This is a genomic window from Sanguibacter sp. Leaf3, from assembly GCF_001425965.1.
GTDB classification, from domain to species: Bacteria; Actinomycetota; Actinomycetes; order Actinomycetales; family Cellulomonadaceae; genus Sanguibacter; species Sanguibacter inulinus.
Genome location: NZ_LMRH01000003.1, coordinates 468,537 through 483,306 on the forward strand (window position 1 = coordinate 468,537; position 14,770 = coordinate 483,306).

General features: G+C 70.6%; 15 protein-coding genes. 3 read left to right on the plus strand and 12 right to left on the minus strand.

The window, feature by feature from the left end; genetic code table 11:
* Window positions 1–70 precede the first annotated feature (70 nt).
* Window positions 71–850 (plus strand): tetratricopeptide repeat protein, encoded by a 780-nt coding sequence (locus ASG53_RS15490; protein WP_156382845.1) that lies wholly within the window; start codon window positions 71–73, stop codon window positions 848–850.
* A 25-nt stretch (window positions 851–875) separates the two neighbouring features.
* Here the strand turns inward: ASG53_RS15490 and ASG53_RS15495 are convergent, their stop codons facing one another.
* Complete coding sequence (locus ASG53_RS15495) at window positions 876–1,211, minus strand: hypothetical protein (RefSeq protein ID WP_056135412.1); 336 nt, start codon at window positions 1,209–1,211, stop codon at window positions 876–878.
* A 55-nt stretch (window positions 1,212–1,266) separates the two neighbouring features.
* Window positions 1,267–1,647: a nuclear transport factor 2 family protein gene (locus ASG53_RS15500; protein ID WP_056135414.1), complete on the minus strand. Its 381-nt coding sequence runs from the start codon at window positions 1,645–1,647 to the stop codon at window positions 1,267–1,269.
* Window positions 1,648–1,803: 156 nt separating this feature from the next.
* On the opposite strand from ASG53_RS15500, the gene ASG53_RS15505 reads away from it, so the two are divergent.
* Together ASG53_RS15505 and ASG53_RS15510 are read left to right on the plus strand one after the other, a co-directional pair.
* On the plus strand, window positions 1,804–2,229 hold the full coding sequence (locus tag ASG53_RS15505; protein ID WP_156382846.1) for a hypothetical protein: 426 nt from the start codon (window positions 1,804–1,806) through the stop codon (window positions 2,227–2,229).
* A gap of 82 nt (window positions 2,230–2,311) precedes the next feature.
* Window positions 2,312–2,866, plus strand: a complete 555-nt coding sequence (locus ASG53_RS15510) for a hypothetical protein (protein WP_056135421.1) — start codon at window positions 2,312–2,314, stop codon at window positions 2,864–2,866.
* 57 nt (window positions 2,867–2,923) lie between these two features.
* On the opposite strand, the gene ASG53_RS15515 is transcribed toward ASG53_RS15510, so the two are convergent.
* From ASG53_RS15515 to ASG53_RS15560, 10 genes are all read right to left on the minus strand, one after another.
* Window positions 2,924–3,961, minus strand: coding sequence for a glycoside hydrolase family 43 protein (locus ASG53_RS15515; protein WP_056135424.1), 1,038 nt, complete (start codon window positions 3,959–3,961; stop codon window positions 2,924–2,926).
* Entirely contained in the window at window positions 3,958–5,385 is a 1,428-nt protein-coding gene (locus tag ASG53_RS15520) for a family 1 glycosylhydrolase (protein ID WP_235533966.1), read from the minus strand. The genes ASG53_RS15515 and ASG53_RS15520 overlap by 4 nt, the downstream gene beginning before the upstream one ends.
* Window positions 5,382–6,272 (minus strand): carbohydrate ABC transporter permease, encoded by an 891-nt coding sequence (locus ASG53_RS15525; RefSeq protein WP_056135427.1) that lies wholly within the window; start codon window positions 6,270–6,272, stop codon window positions 5,382–5,384. The genes ASG53_RS15520 and ASG53_RS15525 overlap by 4 nt, the downstream gene beginning before the upstream one ends.
* The gene (locus ASG53_RS15530) at window positions 6,272–7,240 is read right to left on the minus strand and encodes a carbohydrate ABC transporter permease (RefSeq protein WP_056135430.1); all 969 of its coding nucleotides are present in this window, start codon (window positions 7,238–7,240) and stop codon (window positions 6,272–6,274) included. The genes ASG53_RS15525 and ASG53_RS15530 overlap by 1 nt, the downstream gene beginning before the upstream one ends.
* An 83-nt stretch (window positions 7,241–7,323) precedes the next feature.
* Window positions 7,324–8,583, minus strand: a complete 1,260-nt coding sequence (locus ASG53_RS15535; protein WP_056135433.1) for an ABC transporter substrate-binding protein — start codon at window positions 8,581–8,583, stop codon at window positions 7,324–7,326.
* A 282-nt stretch (window positions 8,584–8,865) separates the two neighbouring features.
* Window positions 8,866–9,903 (minus strand): LacI family DNA-binding transcriptional regulator, encoded by a 1,038-nt coding sequence (locus ASG53_RS15540; protein ID WP_056135436.1) that lies wholly within the window; start codon window positions 9,901–9,903, stop codon window positions 8,866–8,868.
* A 92-nt stretch (window positions 9,904–9,995) separates the two neighbouring features.
* Window positions 9,996–11,621: a methyl-accepting chemotaxis protein gene (locus ASG53_RS15545; RefSeq protein WP_156382847.1), complete on the minus strand. Its 1,626-nt coding sequence runs from the start codon at window positions 11,619–11,621 to the stop codon at window positions 9,996–9,998.
* Between the two features lie 88 nt (window positions 11,622–11,709).
* The gene (locus tag ASG53_RS15550) at window positions 11,710–12,204 is read right to left on the minus strand and encodes a hypothetical protein (RefSeq protein WP_156382848.1); all 495 of its coding nucleotides are present in this window, start codon (window positions 12,202–12,204) and stop codon (window positions 11,710–11,712) included.
* Between the two features lie 167 nt (window positions 12,205–12,371).
* Window positions 12,372–13,394 (minus strand): LLM class flavin-dependent oxidoreductase, encoded by a 1,023-nt coding sequence (locus ASG53_RS15555; RefSeq protein ID WP_056135445.1) that lies wholly within the window; start codon window positions 13,392–13,394, stop codon window positions 12,372–12,374.
* 50 nt (window positions 13,395–13,444) lie between these two features.
* Window positions 13,445–14,761 carry an MFS transporter gene (locus ASG53_RS15560; RefSeq protein ID WP_056135449.1) on the minus strand — a complete coding sequence of 439 codons (1,317 nt, stop codon included), beginning with the start codon at window positions 14,759–14,761 and terminating at the stop codon, window positions 13,445–13,447.
* Between the last annotated feature and the right edge of the window lie 9 nt (window positions 14,762–14,770).

The following is a 14,770-nucleotide window of genomic DNA, read 5'->3' on the forward strand; positions in this document are numbered from 1 at the left end:
ACGTCCCGCCGACCACCCCGTAGGCTGCTGCAGCCAGTCCGACCGGGCTTGCAGAGCGGTGGGGGACCTCATGGACGACGAACCGTACGACGACCTCGAAGGTGACGTGGCCTTCGCGGTCGACGGTCTGCTCGAGGGAGACGTCGACGCCCTGCACGACCTCGGGAACGCCCTGCTCAAGGCGGGACATCCGTCGGTCGCAGCACTGTTCTTCTTCGAGGCGCAGAAGCGTGGGGTCTCCGACTCCCTGCTGAACCTCGGCAACGCGAAGCTCGATTCCGGCGACGACGACGAGGCCGCTTCGTGGTTCGAGCGGTCGGCAGAGTCAGGCGACGTCAAAGGCGCCTTCATGGTGGCCCAGCACGCGGCCGACCGGGGTGACCTCGACCGTGCTGAGCACTTCTACAGGCGCGCTGCGGCCCTGCCGGAGACCGCGGTGCGGCTCGGCGCGGTGCTCCGTGCGCTCGGCAGGAGCGACGAGGCCGCCGCGCTCGTCTACGAGACGCGGTTCGTCAGCCCTGAGTCTGCCGTCGAGTGCGTGATCGGCGGCAGCGTGTCGGGGCAGGAGGCTGTCGAGCTCTTGGAGTCGTTCCTCGAGACCGATCCTCTGCCCGTGCTCGTGACACTGGCTGGGCTCTACGAACAGCGTGGTGACGTCGCGCGCGCCCGCGCAGTTCTCGAAGACGCGACGCGACGCGGTGACGAGAACGCCCAGACCAACCTGGGGATCTTGCTGATCGACGTCGGCGAGCTGGACGAGGCTCGTCGGCTGCTGACCCTGTCGTGTGCCTCAGGCGACGAGCTCGCCTGCCGGGCCCTGGCCGAGGAAGGGTGGGAGAGCGTCTCCTGACCCGATGAGCCTGTCCCTGGCGAGGTCAGATGCGGGAAGCCAAGGTGGCGACCATGTGCCTGAGCTCTGGCTCGTCACGTGCGACACCGTCCAGCCATGCCCGCACCTTTCCGTCGGTGTCACGTTCCCAGGGCAGGAACTCGAAGAAGGCCTCGACGACATCCATCCGCTCTCCCTCGGACGCGGCCTCCTCGACGAGCGCTCGGAAGGCTGGCAGCGAGCTTCCCGAGGACGAGTACACGGCTTCGACGATGCGCATCGCGGACTCGCGGCGCATCGAGGGGAGGTGCGAGTCCCATGTCCTGCGCTCCCACCACCAGCTGAACGCGTCCTCCTTGATGACTCCAGCGACGTCGACCACGGGTGCTCTCCTGTTCGGTGGATCTTTACGGCGAGGCGAACCTCAGCCCTGACTGTCAGGACGCCGGCTCGTCGTCGACCGACGCCAGCTGGATTGTCGTCCCCTGGTGGAAGAAGCACTGAGCGGTGTCGCCCTCTCTCCGCCACAGCGATGATCGCCAGCTCTGTCTGCCGTCGAGCTGGAGCCGGTAGGTGAGCAGGACCGTCTCTGGACCGGTGCTCCGTGCCTCGCGGTCGCTCATCGTCGCCTCAGAGGCCGCGGCGGTCTCGTCCAGCAGGGCTGGGATGATCTCCGCCCGGCTCCACAGTCTCCCGGACTGCCCGATCTCAGAGAAGTCTGGGGCGAGATGCTCGTCCAGCAGTCGCGAGCTGCTCCGCACGCGAGGGGAGAGCAGTGCTTCTTCGCCGCGCCACGCCAGAGCGACCAGAGGATCCATCACGCCACCCTATGACGGGTCTGCCCGCCCGACGTCCGAGGGTGAACCCTCGGATGTGGTGCCTCGCGGCCGGCGAGTGCGCCGTAGTCTTCTCGTGCGTTGCCGCCGCGAGCAGTGCGCCCGAGACGAGAGAGGCACCCACAGGTGGATCGCACGATGCGTTCTTGGAAGAACGGCGCCTGCCTCGCTGGAGGACTCGTGTGGCTGACACTCGGTGTCGCCGGTCTCACGGACGGACCTGTCGGAGTCCTCGATGTGCTGCTGCTGGCTCCAGCGCTGCTGGTCGGGCTGGGCCTGGTGCTGAGAGGCCTGACGATGGGGGCGCGCCGCTCGTCGGAGGGTGTCGAGGTCCGAGGTGTGGTCACCCGGCAGACCTTCCCTCGGGGCTCCTTCGCACGGGTCGACCAGCGGGAGATGGACATGCTCCCTCTGGCGTACAGCTACGTCACTGTCGTGGTGCCTGACGGGGGCGAGCACAGCCTCGTGCAGCTCGCCCAGTACTCCTTCGTCGAGAGACGCCGAGGTGGCGTGCAGAGAAAGGCTGACCAGCTCAACCTGTGGCTGGAGGTGCACGGTGCCTGATGTCGGCCCACCTGAGAAGTGGTGGGGGACGTCAGGTGGGCGCCGTCGGGACACCGAGACCGTTGTCCCGTGGAACCGGGCTATGGGTGTCATGGTGGGGGTCTTCCTGACGGGTGCGGCGGGGGTGCTCGCGATCGTCACGGTCTCGGTGTCTGCGGCCGATCCGTGGTCTGAGTACCTGGCGAACGCCACAGGTCTCGCGTTGCTCTCCTGGGTGCTGATCCTCATCGCCTCGACGCGGGTCGATGGCGTCGGCGACCAGCTGAGGGTCGTCAACGTCGCTACGACGGTCACCGTCCCCGCGGCCAGGGTGCGCGGTGCTGAAGCTCAGAGCGGGTTGGCGATCGTCCTGGACGACGAGCGCCGGATCGACTGCGTGGCCCACGGGCACTCGACACTCAAAGACCTCTTCCCGCGGCTGCGTCCGGTCCGCCACGTCGGCCGGGTGGAGCAGTGGGCGTCTCGCCATGGTGGGGGACCAGACGCCGGACCTCCGCCGGCCCGCGAGGTGCGGACCTCGATCCGGACCTTCGCGTGGTGCGGCTTCCCGGTGCTGTGGTTGGCCTCGGCGTCCTACATGGCAGTCGTCCGGACGGTGGCCGATCCTCTGCGCGATCTCCTCCCGGTGCCCCTGTAGGCCTTCCTAGGGCTGTGGTGCACCGACTGTCGGGGGCGCGCGCGTGCGGACCCGCGCTCACACCCCACCCGGCGGCAGCACCTCCTGACTCGTCGGCACCGGCCGCACATCCGGCACCGGCGTCCCCCACACGGGGTTGCCGTCCTCGTCGAAGGGCAGCACCTGAGCCCGGGCGTGGCGGTTGGGGTCCCAGAGCGGGTCTCCGGCGATCTCGGTGTAGCTGCGTGCGTGGTAGACGAGCACGGGGGTCCCGTCGGGCAGCTCGGTGAACGAGTTGTGGCCGGGTCCGTACTGGCCGACCGACGGGTCGGACACGAGCACGGGGTCGGGGCTCTTGGTCCACGACGCCGGGTCCAGCAGGTCGTCACCGAGGTCGGCGGTGAGCAGACCCATCGCGTACTCGACACCTGTCGCCGAGGCCGAGTACGTGAGGAACACCCGTCCCTCGCGCACCAGCACCGACGGGCCCTCGTTCACCCAGAACCCGACGGTCTCCCAGTCGTGCTCAGGCTTCGTGAGCAGCACGGCCGGCGTCGCGAGGGTCCACGGGTCCGCCATCCGGGCGATGTAGATGTTGGAGTGCCCCCGCACGTCGAAGGCCTGCTGCGCCCACACGAGGTACTGCTCGCCGTCGATCACGACGCTCGTGGCGTCGAGGGCGAAGGACTCCCACCCGGTGTCCACCTGACCGCGCTCGACCCACTCCCCGGTGAAGGGGTCGTCGGCGGTGTTCTCGAGCACGAAGACCCGGTGGTTGAAGGTCTCGGCCGAGCCCGGCACGTCGACAGTTCCCTGCGCGTCGGGCGCAGCCGCGAGGTAGATGTACCAGGCACCGTCCACGCGGTGGATCTCGGGTGCCCAGATCAGCTGCGACATGGGGCCGTCGGCGTGCCGCTCCCAGATCGTCACCTCCTCGGCCGCCTGGAGATCGTCCAACCGCTCCGCGCGCCGCAGCACCACCCTGTCGTAGAGCGGGTGCGACCCCGTGAAGTAGTACTGACCGTCGTGGCGCAGCACGCAGGGGTCGGCCCGCTGGAGGACGATCGGGTTGGGGATCAGCCCGGCCGTCTTCTCGCTCTCGACGACCTCGCTCATGCCACCCTCGTCTCTTCCGCGGCACCGGCAGCGCTGTCGGCACCGGTGCTGTCATCGGCATCGTCCGGACCATCAGCGCCATCAGCGCCATCAGCACCGACAGCACCATTGGCGCGCACGTCGGTCGCGAGCGTCCGGAAGGTGTCGGCCACAGGTGTCCGCCGACGGTCCAGGCCACCGCACCCGTCTTCCACCAGGTCCCACAGGCCCATCGTCAGCAGGTACTCCTCGCGCGGCGCTGTGCCGTGGCGGTACGTCCACTCGTACATGTCGAAGACCGGCCACCACGTGTACCCGGCGATGTCGTGGCCGAGCGAGCGCAGGGTGCGGATCGCCGCGACGGACTCGTGCAGCCACGCGACCCTGTCGGCCACCGGGGCGGTGACGGCCGTCTCGGTGAGCATGACCGGGGCACCGTGCCGGCGCTCGGCCTCGAGCAGCACCTCCACCAGCCCGGCGACGCCGGCGTTCTGGGCCGGGCGCGGGTCGGCAAAACCGCCCGCGTGGTGCACCCCCTCCTCGAACAGCTCGGTCGAGATCCGCGGGTAGTAGTTGACCCCCACGATGTCTGGCCGGACGGCGTGGTCGGCGAACCACGCGAGGGACGTGTCGTCCATCCCGTGGCCGAGCAGCACGCCGGCGAGCGGGTGCTGGTCGTCGACCCGCCCGGTGACGAGGTCCTCGACCAGGTGCGCCTGGTGCCGCAGCCTCTCGGCCGTCGCGCGGTGCTCGCCCTGCACGTCGCCCGCGTACCGCATGGAGGCGTCGACGTGCATGAAGGTCGCGCGGTCGCCAAGCACCTCGGCGATCCCGCGCTGGGTGCGGACGAAGCCCTCGCCGAGGGCTCGGACCATCGTCGTGAGCCCGGAGTCACCGGTGAGGTAGGGCGGCCAGTAGCCGTAGACACCGCAGAACAGCGCGTGGATCATCGGCTCGTTGACCGGGGTGTAGTCGGTGACGCGATCGCCGTAGCGCTCGGCGAAGGCCACGCCGTACTCGGCGACGACCTGGGGGTAGTCGGGGTTCGAGAACTGCCCGTCGAGCCACAGCGGGGTGCCGTAGTGCAGCAGGTCGATGACGGGGCGCAGACCGAGCTCGCCGAACCTGTCGACCACACGGTCCACCCAGGACCAGTCCCACACCCCGCGCTCGGGGTTGACCCTGTGCCACGGGACGCCCCACCGCATGAAGGTCGCGCCGGCGGCGGAGGCCAGCCCGAGGTCCTCGGAGTAGCGGGCGTAGTGGTCGGTGAGCTCGTACTCGTCGATCGGGCGCTCGCCCGGGCCGCCCTGCGGGACGAAGGTGTCTTCGATCCCGAGTCCGAAGTGCAGTGCGCCGTCCTCGTACCACCGCGGCGCGCGGCCTGGGTCACGGCCTGAATCACGGTCCGGTGCCCGGCCCGCTGCGCGGCCGGCGGCGCTCACTTGAGCCCCGTCGTGGCGATGGACTCGATGAACTTGCGCTGCACGAGCATGAAGGCGAAGACCAGCGGGACGACGGCGACGAGCGAGCCCGCCATCATGACGCCGTACGGCACGATCCCGCCGGGGCCTGTCAGCTGGGTGAGTCCTGAGGTGATGGTGCCCATCTCCCTGTCTGTGGTGAAGACCAGCGGCCAGAGCAGGTCGTTCCAGTTGTTGACGAAGACGAAGATCGCGAGGGTGAGGACCGCGGGGCGGGCGTTCGGCAGGATGATCTGCCAGAACACCCGGAACTCTGAGGCCCCGTCGATCCGGGCGGCGTTGTCGAGGTCGCGAGGCAGCGCGACGAAGAACTGCCGGAGGAAGAAGATGCCGAAGGCGTCGGCGGCGCGCGGAGCGATGAGCCCGGCGAAGGAGTTGACCCAGCCGAGGTCGCTGACGATCTGGTAGACGGGGACGAGCGTCGCCTGGAACGGGATCATCAGGGTGGCCACGATCGCGACGAGCAGCAGCTTGCGACCGCGGAAGTCGATGCGGGCCAGCGCGTAGGCCGCGAGGGCGTCGAAGCTCACCGCGAACAGGGTGACCCCGCCGGCGAACACGAAGCTGTTGCCGATGAGCCGGGTGAAGGGCAGGTCGGAGAAGATCCGCTCGAAGTTCGCCGTGGTCCAGGCGTCGGGCAGCAGCGTCGGCGGGAAGGCGTTGACCTCCGACGTCGGCTTGAAGGCCGTGAAGAGCACGATGAACAGCGGGAGCAGGGCGACCAGGGTCGCGACCGTGACACCGACCGTCATGACGACGGTCGAGGCACGGATGCGCCGGCGGCGGCGCGGCGACGCAGCAGGTGCGTGGGCCGGGGCGCGGACAGGGGCTGGGGTGGTGACGGACATCAGGACTCCTCCTCGCGGCGTCCGAAGAACACGAACTGGACGATGCTCAGGACGAGCGTGGCGAGCAGCAGCACGTAGGACAGCGCGGACGCGAAGCCGAGGTCGAGCTTGCGGAAGCCGGACTCGTAGATCTCCATGACGACCGTCTGGGTGTTGCCGTAGGGCCCGCCGCCGGTCATGACGTAGATCTGGTCGAAGGCCTGCAGCGCGGCGATGGTCGCGAAGATCAGCACGAAGGCCGTGGTGCTCGACAGCATCGGCAGCGTGATGCGCCAGAAGCGGGTCCAGGCGTTGGCGCCGTCCATCTTCGCGGCCTCGTAGAGCGACCCGGGGATCTCCTGGAGGCCGGCCATGAAGATCACCATGTAGAAGCCGAAGTTCTTCCACACCGCGACCAGCGCGACAGCGGGCATGGCGAGCGTCGGGTCCTGCAGCACGTTGCCCAGGTCGATGCCGATGCCGCGCAACCAGTAGTGCAGCAGCCCGACCTGCGGGTCGATGAGGTACGACCACGCGAGGGCCGCCACGGCCAGCGAGATGATGAAGGGCAGGAACAGCGCCGTGCGGAACATGCCGCGGAACGGCAGCCTGTCGCTCGTGAGCAGCAGGGCCAGGCCGAGCGCGACGACCACGGCGGTCGGGGTGAACAGGACCGCGTAGACGACGGTGTTGAGCACGGCGTCGCGGATGTCGGGGTCGGTGAAGATCCGGGCGTAGTTGTCCAGCCCGACCCACTCGGCCTCGCCGAAGCCGCTGGCATCCGTGAAGGACATCTGCAGCGCAGAGATCATCGGCCAGACGACGAAGACCGCCAGGACGATTAGGGCTGGGGCGAGGAAGGCGAGGGCGGCGCGGGAGCGACGGCCGCCGGAGCGGGTGCGCTGCGCGCCGGAGCCTCCGCGGCCGCCGAGCGGGGCTGGTGCGCGATAGGCCCGCTTGCGGGGCCTGTCCACGTGCGCGGTGGTCATGAGGGTGCCTCTCGGGGTGGGGGCCGCCCCGGGGTGGGGGTCCCAGGGGCGGCCGGTCCGGGGTAGGGCGGGCTGCGGCCCGGTCAGTCGTCGAGCGCGGACTGGATCGCGGTCTGGGCCTCGGCGAGCAGCGCGTTGACGGGCTCGCCCGCCATCGCGCGCTGCGTGAGGTTGTCGACGGCGGTGAGCACGTCTGTGCTGTTGACGACGCCCGGCAGCAGCGGGCGGCCGAGCTCAGCCTGCTCGGTGAGTGCCGCGACGACGGGGTTCTCAGCGACGTCCGCAGACGCGATGTCGGTCCGCAGCGGGGGCCAGCCGGAGCCGAGGGCCCAGGTGGTCGCCTGCTCCTGCGAGAGGAAATAGCTGAAGAACTCCTGCGCGGCCTCCTGCTGGGCCTGGTCGGCCTGCTCGGTGAGGGCCATCGAGACGCCGATCGCCGACGCGGCCTGCTCCTGGGGTCCGGCGGGGATCGGCGCGATGCCGTAGTCGACGCCGTTCTCCTCGGAGACCGAGGCCATCCACGGCCCGCCGATGTACATCGCGACTCGACCGCTGCTGAAGAGCCCGTCGCCGCTGACCCCGTCGACGCCCGTGGGGCTGATCTTCCCGGCGGTGATCGCGTCGTGCCAGAACTCGAGGGTCTCGGCGTTCTCGGGGGAGTCGATCACGGCCTTGCCGTCCTCGACGACGGCGCCGCCGTTGCCGTAGAACAGCGACGGCCAGACGCCGTTGCCGACGGTCGCGTGGTCGGCGAGGGCAAGCCCGTACTGCTCGGGGGTGCCGTCGCCGTCCTGGTCGACGGTGAGGGCCTCGGCGGCGGTGACCCACTCGTCCCAGGTGGTGGGGACCTCGACGCCCGCGGCGTCGAAGAGGGCCTTGTTGTAGAACATCGTCAGCGGCACGAAGCCCGTCGGGACGCCGTACCGGGTGCCGTCGACGGTGACCATGTCGAGGGCCCCGGTGTTGAGGTCGGGGGTCGAGGCGTCGGCGTCGTAGAAGTCGTCGAGGTCGACGAAGGCGCCGCGGTCGGCGTAGACCGGCAGGCGCTCGGCCGGCATGGCGACGATCTCGGGGCCGTTGTCCGCCGAGAGGGCGGGCAGGAAGGTGTCGTCGATGACGTCCCAGGGGTTGACCTGGGTGGTGATGGTGATCTCGCCGTCGTGCGCGGCGTTGAAGTCGTCGACGATCTGCTCGAGGACGTCACCGTCGGCCTCGGTGTAGCCGTGCCAGAAGGTGAGCTCGACGGGGCCGTCGGTGTCGGAGGCGCTGTCACCAGAGCAGGCGGAGAGGGAGAAGAGCGCCAGGGCGACCGGCGCGGCGACGAGGGCGGGGATGCGCTTCATTGCGTTGTCCTTTCAGGGAACCCACTTACAACGTTGTAAGACAACGTTGTAAGTGAGATCTTGCGGCGCGCGGCACGGCCTTGTCAACCCTGTCTCGGGTGAGACCTGCGCTCGTGCAGGTCGCCGGGGGCGACGCTGCGGGTCGGTGCCCTGTCGGCTCCCGGACGTCACCGCGGGTCGGTGCCCTGTCGGCTCCCGGACGTCACCACGGGTCAGCCGCGTGTCGACCCGTGGACGACGCCGCGGGTCGCGCGCTTGTCGACCGGGCGGCGCAGCTGCCGGTCAGCCGCCTGTCGACTCCCGGACGACCAGCCGGAACTCCGGGGCCGTCACCCGGGGCGCGAGCGCGCCGGTCGCCCCGTCGGCGATCCGCTCGGTCAGCATCGTCACCGCGGCACGGGCGATGTCGTGCCGTCCAGGCTCGACGGTGGTCAGGCTCGGGTAGGTGTACCGCCCGTCGGCCACGTCGTCGAAGCCCATGAGGGCGACGTCGCCCGGCACCGTGACGCCGCGCTCCTGGAGGGACCGCAGGGCCCCGAGGGCGAGGTCGTCGTTCATCGCGAAGACGGCGTCCATCTGCACGCCGGAGCCGAGCACCCGGGCCATGGCCTCGGCGCCGTTGCTCCGGTCCCAGGTCTCGACGGGCACGACGAGGTCGTCGTCGACGGGCAGGCCCGCGGCCTCGAGGGCCTCGCGGTACCCCGCGTACCGCAGCGCTGCGACACCGGTGCGCTCGGTCGCGTGCGCCCCGAGGAGCATGACGCGGCGACGTCCGAGGCCGAGCAGGTGCTCGGTCGCGGCGCGGGCGGCCGCCTCGTGCTGCATCGTCACGTGGTCGACGGGTCCGGGGAACAGCGGCTCGCCGAGGACCACGAGAGGTCTTCCGGCGGGGTCGGGCAGGACGTCGTCGTGGGTGAGGCCGAGCGGGGCGAGCAGCAGGCCGTCGGTCAACGACAGGCGCGGGTTGCGCAGCGCCTCGAGCTCACGCTCGCGCAGGCCTCCGGTCTGCTCGACGAGGACCACGAGGTCTTGCTCGGCGGCGACGCGGATCACCTCGTCGGCCAGCTGGGCGAAGAACGCCTGGCTCAGCTCGGGCACGGCCAGCCCGATGACGCCGCTGCGCCCGAGCCGGAGGTTGCGCGCGGCCAGGTTCGGCCTGTAGCCGACCGAGTCGACCGCTGCGAGGACCTTCGCCCGGGTCGACTCCCGCACCTGCGGGTGGTCGTTGAGGACGTTGGAGACGGTCTTGAAGGACACGCCGGCGACCCGCGCGACGTCGCGCAGCGTCGGGGCTGCCCTCCCCTCTGGTCCTGTGGCCATCCCCGGAGGTTACAACGTTGCAACCCGCGGTGGCGACCTCCGGTCCGGAGGGGAGGTGCCGTGCCCGGCTCGTCAGGCGAGCCGGGCTGCGCTCAGTGCCTGAACCGCGCCACCTGCGAGCTGAGCTCCTGCGCGAGCGCCGCGAGGCCTTCGATGCTCTCCCGCGCCTGGGCGATCCCGCGGGCGACCTCGCCTGTCGACTGAGCGACGCCGGAGATGTGCCCGGCGATCTGCTCCGACCCGCTCGCGGCCTCGGTGATGTTGCGGCCGGACTCGTTGGTGGTCGCGGTCTGCTCCTCGACGGCCGACGCGATCGACATCTGGTAGTCGTTGATCGACGCGACGATCTGCCCGATCTCGCGGATGGCGTCGGCTGCGCCCTGCGAGTCGGTGCGGATGGCGTCGACGCGCCGGGAGATCTCGTCCGTGGCCCGGGCGGTCTCCTGCGCGAGCTCCTTGACCTCGCCGGCGACCACGGCGAAGCCCTTGCCGGCCTCTCCGGCACGGGCGGCCTCGATGGTCGCGTTGAGCGCCAGGAGGTTCGTCTGGTCGGCGATCGCGGTGATGAGCCGGACCACGTTGCTGATCTCGGTGCTCGAGTCCGCGAGGCTCACCACGGCCGTGTCGGTCTTCTGCGCGGCGCCCACGGCTGTCGCGGCGACCTCGGCGGCCTGGTTGGCGTTGCGGGAGATCTCGCGGATCGAGGTCTCCATCTCGTAGGAGCCGGCGGCGACGGTCGAGACGTTCTCCGAGACGCCAGCGGCGGCGCGGGTCACCTCGTCGGCCTGGCGGGACGCCCTGTCGGAGGCTGTCGCGACGGCCGCGGAGACTGTCTCGAGCTCTTGGCTGGCGCTGGTCAGGGCCGTCGTGGTGGCGCTGATGTCCCGCACGAGGGCCGCGACGTTGCCGGCGGCCTCGTTGAGCGCCTCGCCCATCTGCCCGGTCTCGTCGGCCGAGTCGACGTCGACGCGGACGGTGAGGTCACCGTCGGCGAGGCCTCGCAGGGCGTCGCGCACGGCGTGCAGTCGTCGGACGATGCCGCGGGCCACGACCCAGGCGAGGGCCGCACCGATGATGATCGCGAGGGTCACCGCTGCGAGGGTGACCCAGCGGTTGGTGGACTCGCGGTCGGCGACCTGGGCGCGGAGGTCGTCGACCTGCGTCTGGACGGCTGTGCGGAGCTCGTCGAGCGCACCGGAGACCACGAAGTAGGCGTCCCAGCGCTCGCCGACCCAGATCGCGTCACCGGCGTCGAGGTCGCCCGCGCGCCACGCCTCGAAGATCTTCTGGTCGGCGTCGACGTAGGTGGACCAGCCGTCGTTGATCGCCGCGACCGCGGCGCTCCCGTCGGAGGTGAGGGTCGACGGGTCGAGGGTGAGCACAGACTCCTCGAAGTCGGTGATGCCCTGCTGGTAGCCGGTCATGTTGTCGCCGTCTTCCGCGGCGCTCACGTCGCCGCCGTCGACGCGCGCGGACCACGCCATGATCGCCAGGTAGTCGGCGGCCCAGAGCATGCCGTAGCGCCCGGCCTCGACCTCGGCCTGGATCTCGACGGCGGCGTCGGCCTCGGCCCGCAGGGACGAGATCTTCGCAGCGCCCTGGAGGGCCGTCGCGGCGACGACGACCAGCCCCAGGACGAGGACCAGCACGATCGCGGAGACGCGGGTCATCACGCTCCGGTCGTTGAACCACCGACGTGCACCGTGCGACGTACTCATGACGACCTCCAGGGGGGTGGATCAAGACTGGATGTCATATCGGCAGCCTGGAGGCTCTCGTGAGGTGAAGGTGCAGGTGAAGGTGTCTTCAGGACACCCCGGGTGCACCGAGTGCTTCCTCGAGCGCGGTCGTCGCCTCGACGAGCCCGGGTCGACCCTCCTCGATGTTGTTGACGTACCTGGTGAGCAGCTCTGCCTGGCGCCGCAGAGCGTCGACGTCGCTGTCGGAGGGGTTCTTGAAGGGCTCGGCGTAGAGGATCTCGTAGGTCGACATCGAGTCGACCTGGACGGAGAGGCCGTCGCTCAGGCGACCCACCTCGGCGATGCCGACCGAGCTGGCCAGGACGCTCCTGGCGGTGTCGAGGTCCTCTGAGAGCTGGTCGTGGGTGGTGGTCAGCTCGGCGGCCCGCAGGTCGCGCAGCTCGCGCGCCTCGGCGACCGCCGTCGAGTGCTGGTGGCTGACGATCAACCACCCCGCTGTCACGATGACGGCGATGGCGACGATCATGAGCAACGCCCGTCGTCGGGCGAGCTGCAACCGTGCCCGGCGCTCGCGCTCGATGACCACAGAGGCGCGCAGCACGGACCCTCCCTTGGGATAAAAAAATCCCCGCCAATCCGGAGACGGCGGGGAACAACGAGATCAAGACTGCCCCGCCTGTCCCATTTTGTCAAGTTAGGTGCCGCTCGACCGGGATCGCGCGTCGCGCTGTCAGTGACAGCACGACGCACGAGCCTTACTCGGTCAGGTCAGCGCCACCCCAACCCCGGAGCCACGTGCTTGAGCAGCCCCTCGAGCACGTGTGCGCAGTAGTCCACGCCGAGCTGGTTGGGGATGGTCAGCAGCAGCGTGTCCGCGGCGGTGATCGCGTCGTCAGCAGCGAGCTGCTCGATGAGCCTGTCGGGCTCGGCGGCATAGGACTTGCCGAAGGTCGCGAGCGTCCCACCGAGCGACCCGACCTGGTCCTTGGAGCCGGCGTCGCGCCCGAAGTAGGCGCGGTCGCGGTCGTCCATGAGCGGGAAGATGCTCCGGCTGACCGACACGCGCGGCTCGCCCGGGTGCCCGACCTCGGCCCAGCGCGCGCGGAACCGGGCGATCTGCTCGGCCTGGAGCTCGTGGAAGGGCTTGCCCGTGTGCTCGGAGAGCAGCGTCGAGCTCATGAGGTGCATGCCCTGCTCGGCGGTCCACTCGGCCGTCGCCATCGACCCGGCGCCCCACCAGATGCGGTCCCGCAGGCCGGGGGAGTGCGGCTCGATGCGCAGCAGCCCGGGCTCGTTGGGGAACATGGGGTTGGGGCTCGGCTCGGCGAAGCCCTCGCCGCCGATCGCGTGGAGGAAGGCTGCCGTGTGCTCGCGGGCCATGTCGGCGCCGTCGCGGTCGTGCGGCGCAGGCTCGTGACCGAAGTACCTGTAGCCCTCGCGGACCTGCTCGGGTGATCCCCGGCTGATGCCGAGCTGCAGCCTGCCCCCGGAGATGAGGTCGGCCGCCCCGGCGTCCTCCGCCATGTACAGCGGGTTCTCGTACCGCATGTCGATCACGCCCGTGCCGATCTCGATCCGGCTGGTGCGGGCGCCGACGGCGGCGAGCAGCGGGAAGGGCGAGCCGAGCTGCCGCGCGAAGTGGTGCACGCGGTAGTACGCGCCGTCGGCGCCGAGCTCTTCGGCGGCGACGGCCAGGTCGATCGACTGGAGCAGCACGTCGGAGGCCGAGCGGGTCTGGGAGTGCGGCGAGTCGGTCCAGTGGCCGAAGGACAAGAATCCGATGCGCTTCATGCCTTCAGGTTACGGTCTCCGCGCTCCTGGTCGAGGGTCCGGGGGAGGTCCTACGAGCCGGAGATCGGGTGCGGTGCCCACCGCCGCGCGCCCACGGCGAAGGCGAGACCGACGAGCACGAACAGCCCGGCGAGCATCGCCCAGCCGGCAGGTCCGTGGCTGATGACCGTCGTGGTGACGAGCAGCGGCGCGATCATCGTGGCGACCGCGTAGCCCATGGTGCTCAGGCCCTGATAGGCGCCTGCGGTGCGCTCGTCGGCGAGGTCGAAGGACAGCGTCCACGACCCGGCCTCACCCCACAGCTCTGCCGAGGCGTGGACGAGGGCCGCCACGACGAGCACCGTGACCGCGAGGGCGACGTTGCCGACCGCTGCCGCCGCGTAGAGACCGCAGGCGACCGCGAGCACCACGCAGGCCCGCGTCATGGTGCGCGCGGCCGACGGGACCGTGGTCGCGCCCCGGGCGAACCGCACCTGGAAGAGCGCGACCAGCACGGTGTTGAGCACGAGCAGCACGGAGATCATCACGGAGGGCACCTCGGTGTGGCTGGCGATCCACAGCGGCAGGCCGACGGTCTGCAGGCCGAAGTGCACGGCGAACACGCTCGTCAGGCCGACGACGACGAGGTACTGCGGGTCGCGGAACGGCGACCGGCCGGGACCGGCCGCCGGTGCGGCCTCGTCCGGCTCGGGGCCTGACGCCGCCGGCTCGGCGAGGCGCCGCGCGGCCTCGGTGCTGCGCGCGAGCCTGACGAGCGGCAGCGCCCCTGTCGTGGTCACGCACCCGACCGCGAAGACCGCGATCCTGTACGCGGCCGCGGTGTCGACGAGCAGCGCCGCGGCGGCGACGCAGGTGCCGAGCCCGATGCCGACGTTGACCACCACGTGCAGCCGGGCTCGCATCTCGACCCTGGACGGGCCTGTGAACGAGCGTGCGACGAGCGCCGACCGGGCCGACGCACCGGCCTGGCGGGCGCCCGTCGCGAGGCAGGCGACGGCCACGAAGGCGGGGACGCCGTCGACGACCGAGAAGGAGGCGAGCGAGAGGCCCTGGGCCACGACGCAGAGAGTGAGCAGCCGCAGCGCCCCGACCCGGTCCGCGAGGTACCCGGCACCGAGCGACGTGAGCACACCGACCGCCCCGGACACCGTGAGCCCGATGCCGACAGTCACGGCGGGGATGCCCATGGCCCGCGTGAACAGCAGCGCAGACACGGCGTAGAACATCCCGTTGGCAACCGTCAGCGAGAGCGATGCGGCGGTGAGCGCCCGGGCGACGGGGTCTGCGGGGCGGAAGGTGCTGGAGACCTCTGAGACGAGTCGGCGGGTCCGCGCGCGCTCGACCCGCGGGGCATCGGTGGTGGGCATGGGAGACAT

What these genes read in the sequence shown, in the direction of transcription:
- ASG53_RS15555 (WP_056135445.1), bottom strand. Translation starts at nt 13,394, where the DNA reads ATGAAGCGCATCGGATTCTTGTCCTTCGGCCACTGGACCGACTCGCCG.
- ASG53_RS15500 (WP_056135414.1), bottom strand. Translation starts at nt 1,647, where the DNA reads ATGGATCCTCTGGTCGCTCTGGCGTGGCGCGGCGAAGAAGCACTGCTC.
- ASG53_RS15560 (WP_056135449.1), bottom strand. Translation starts at nt 14,761, where the DNA reads ATGCCCACCACCGATGCCCCGCGGGTCGAGCGCGCGCGGACCCGCCGA.
- ASG53_RS15510 (WP_056135421.1), top strand. Translation starts at nt 2,312, where the DNA reads ATGGGTGTCATGGTGGGGGTCTTCCTGACGGGTGCGGCGGGGGTGCTC.
- ASG53_RS15525 (WP_056135427.1), bottom strand. Translation starts at nt 6,272, where the DNA reads ATGTCCGTCACCACCCCAGCCCCTGTCCGCGCCCCGGCCCACGCACCT.
- ASG53_RS15545 (WP_156382847.1), bottom strand. Translation starts at nt 11,621, where the DNA reads ATGAGTACGTCGCACGGTGCACGTCGGTGGTTCAACGACCGGAGCGTG.
- ASG53_RS15530 (WP_056135430.1), bottom strand. Translation starts at nt 7,240, where the DNA reads ATGACCACCGCGCACGTGGACAGGCCCCGCAAGCGGGCCTATCGCGCA.
- ASG53_RS15490 (WP_156382845.1), top strand. Translation starts at nt 71, where the DNA reads ATGGACGACGAACCGTACGACGACCTCGAAGGTGACGTGGCCTTCGCG.
- ASG53_RS15535 (WP_056135433.1), bottom strand. Translation starts at nt 8,583, where the DNA reads ATGAAGCGCATCCCCGCCCTCGTCGCCGCGCCGGTCGCCCTGGCGCTC.
- ASG53_RS15505 (WP_156382846.1), top strand. Translation starts at nt 1,804, where the DNA reads ATGCGTTCTTGGAAGAACGGCGCCTGCCTCGCTGGAGGACTCGTGTGG.
- ASG53_RS15515 (WP_056135424.1), bottom strand. Translation starts at nt 3,961, where the DNA reads ATGAGCGAGGTCGTCGAGAGCGAGAAGACGGCCGGGCTGATCCCCAAC.
- ASG53_RS15540 (WP_056135436.1), bottom strand. Translation starts at nt 9,903, where the DNA reads ATGGCCACAGGACCAGAGGGGAGGGCAGCCCCGACGCTGCGCGACGTC.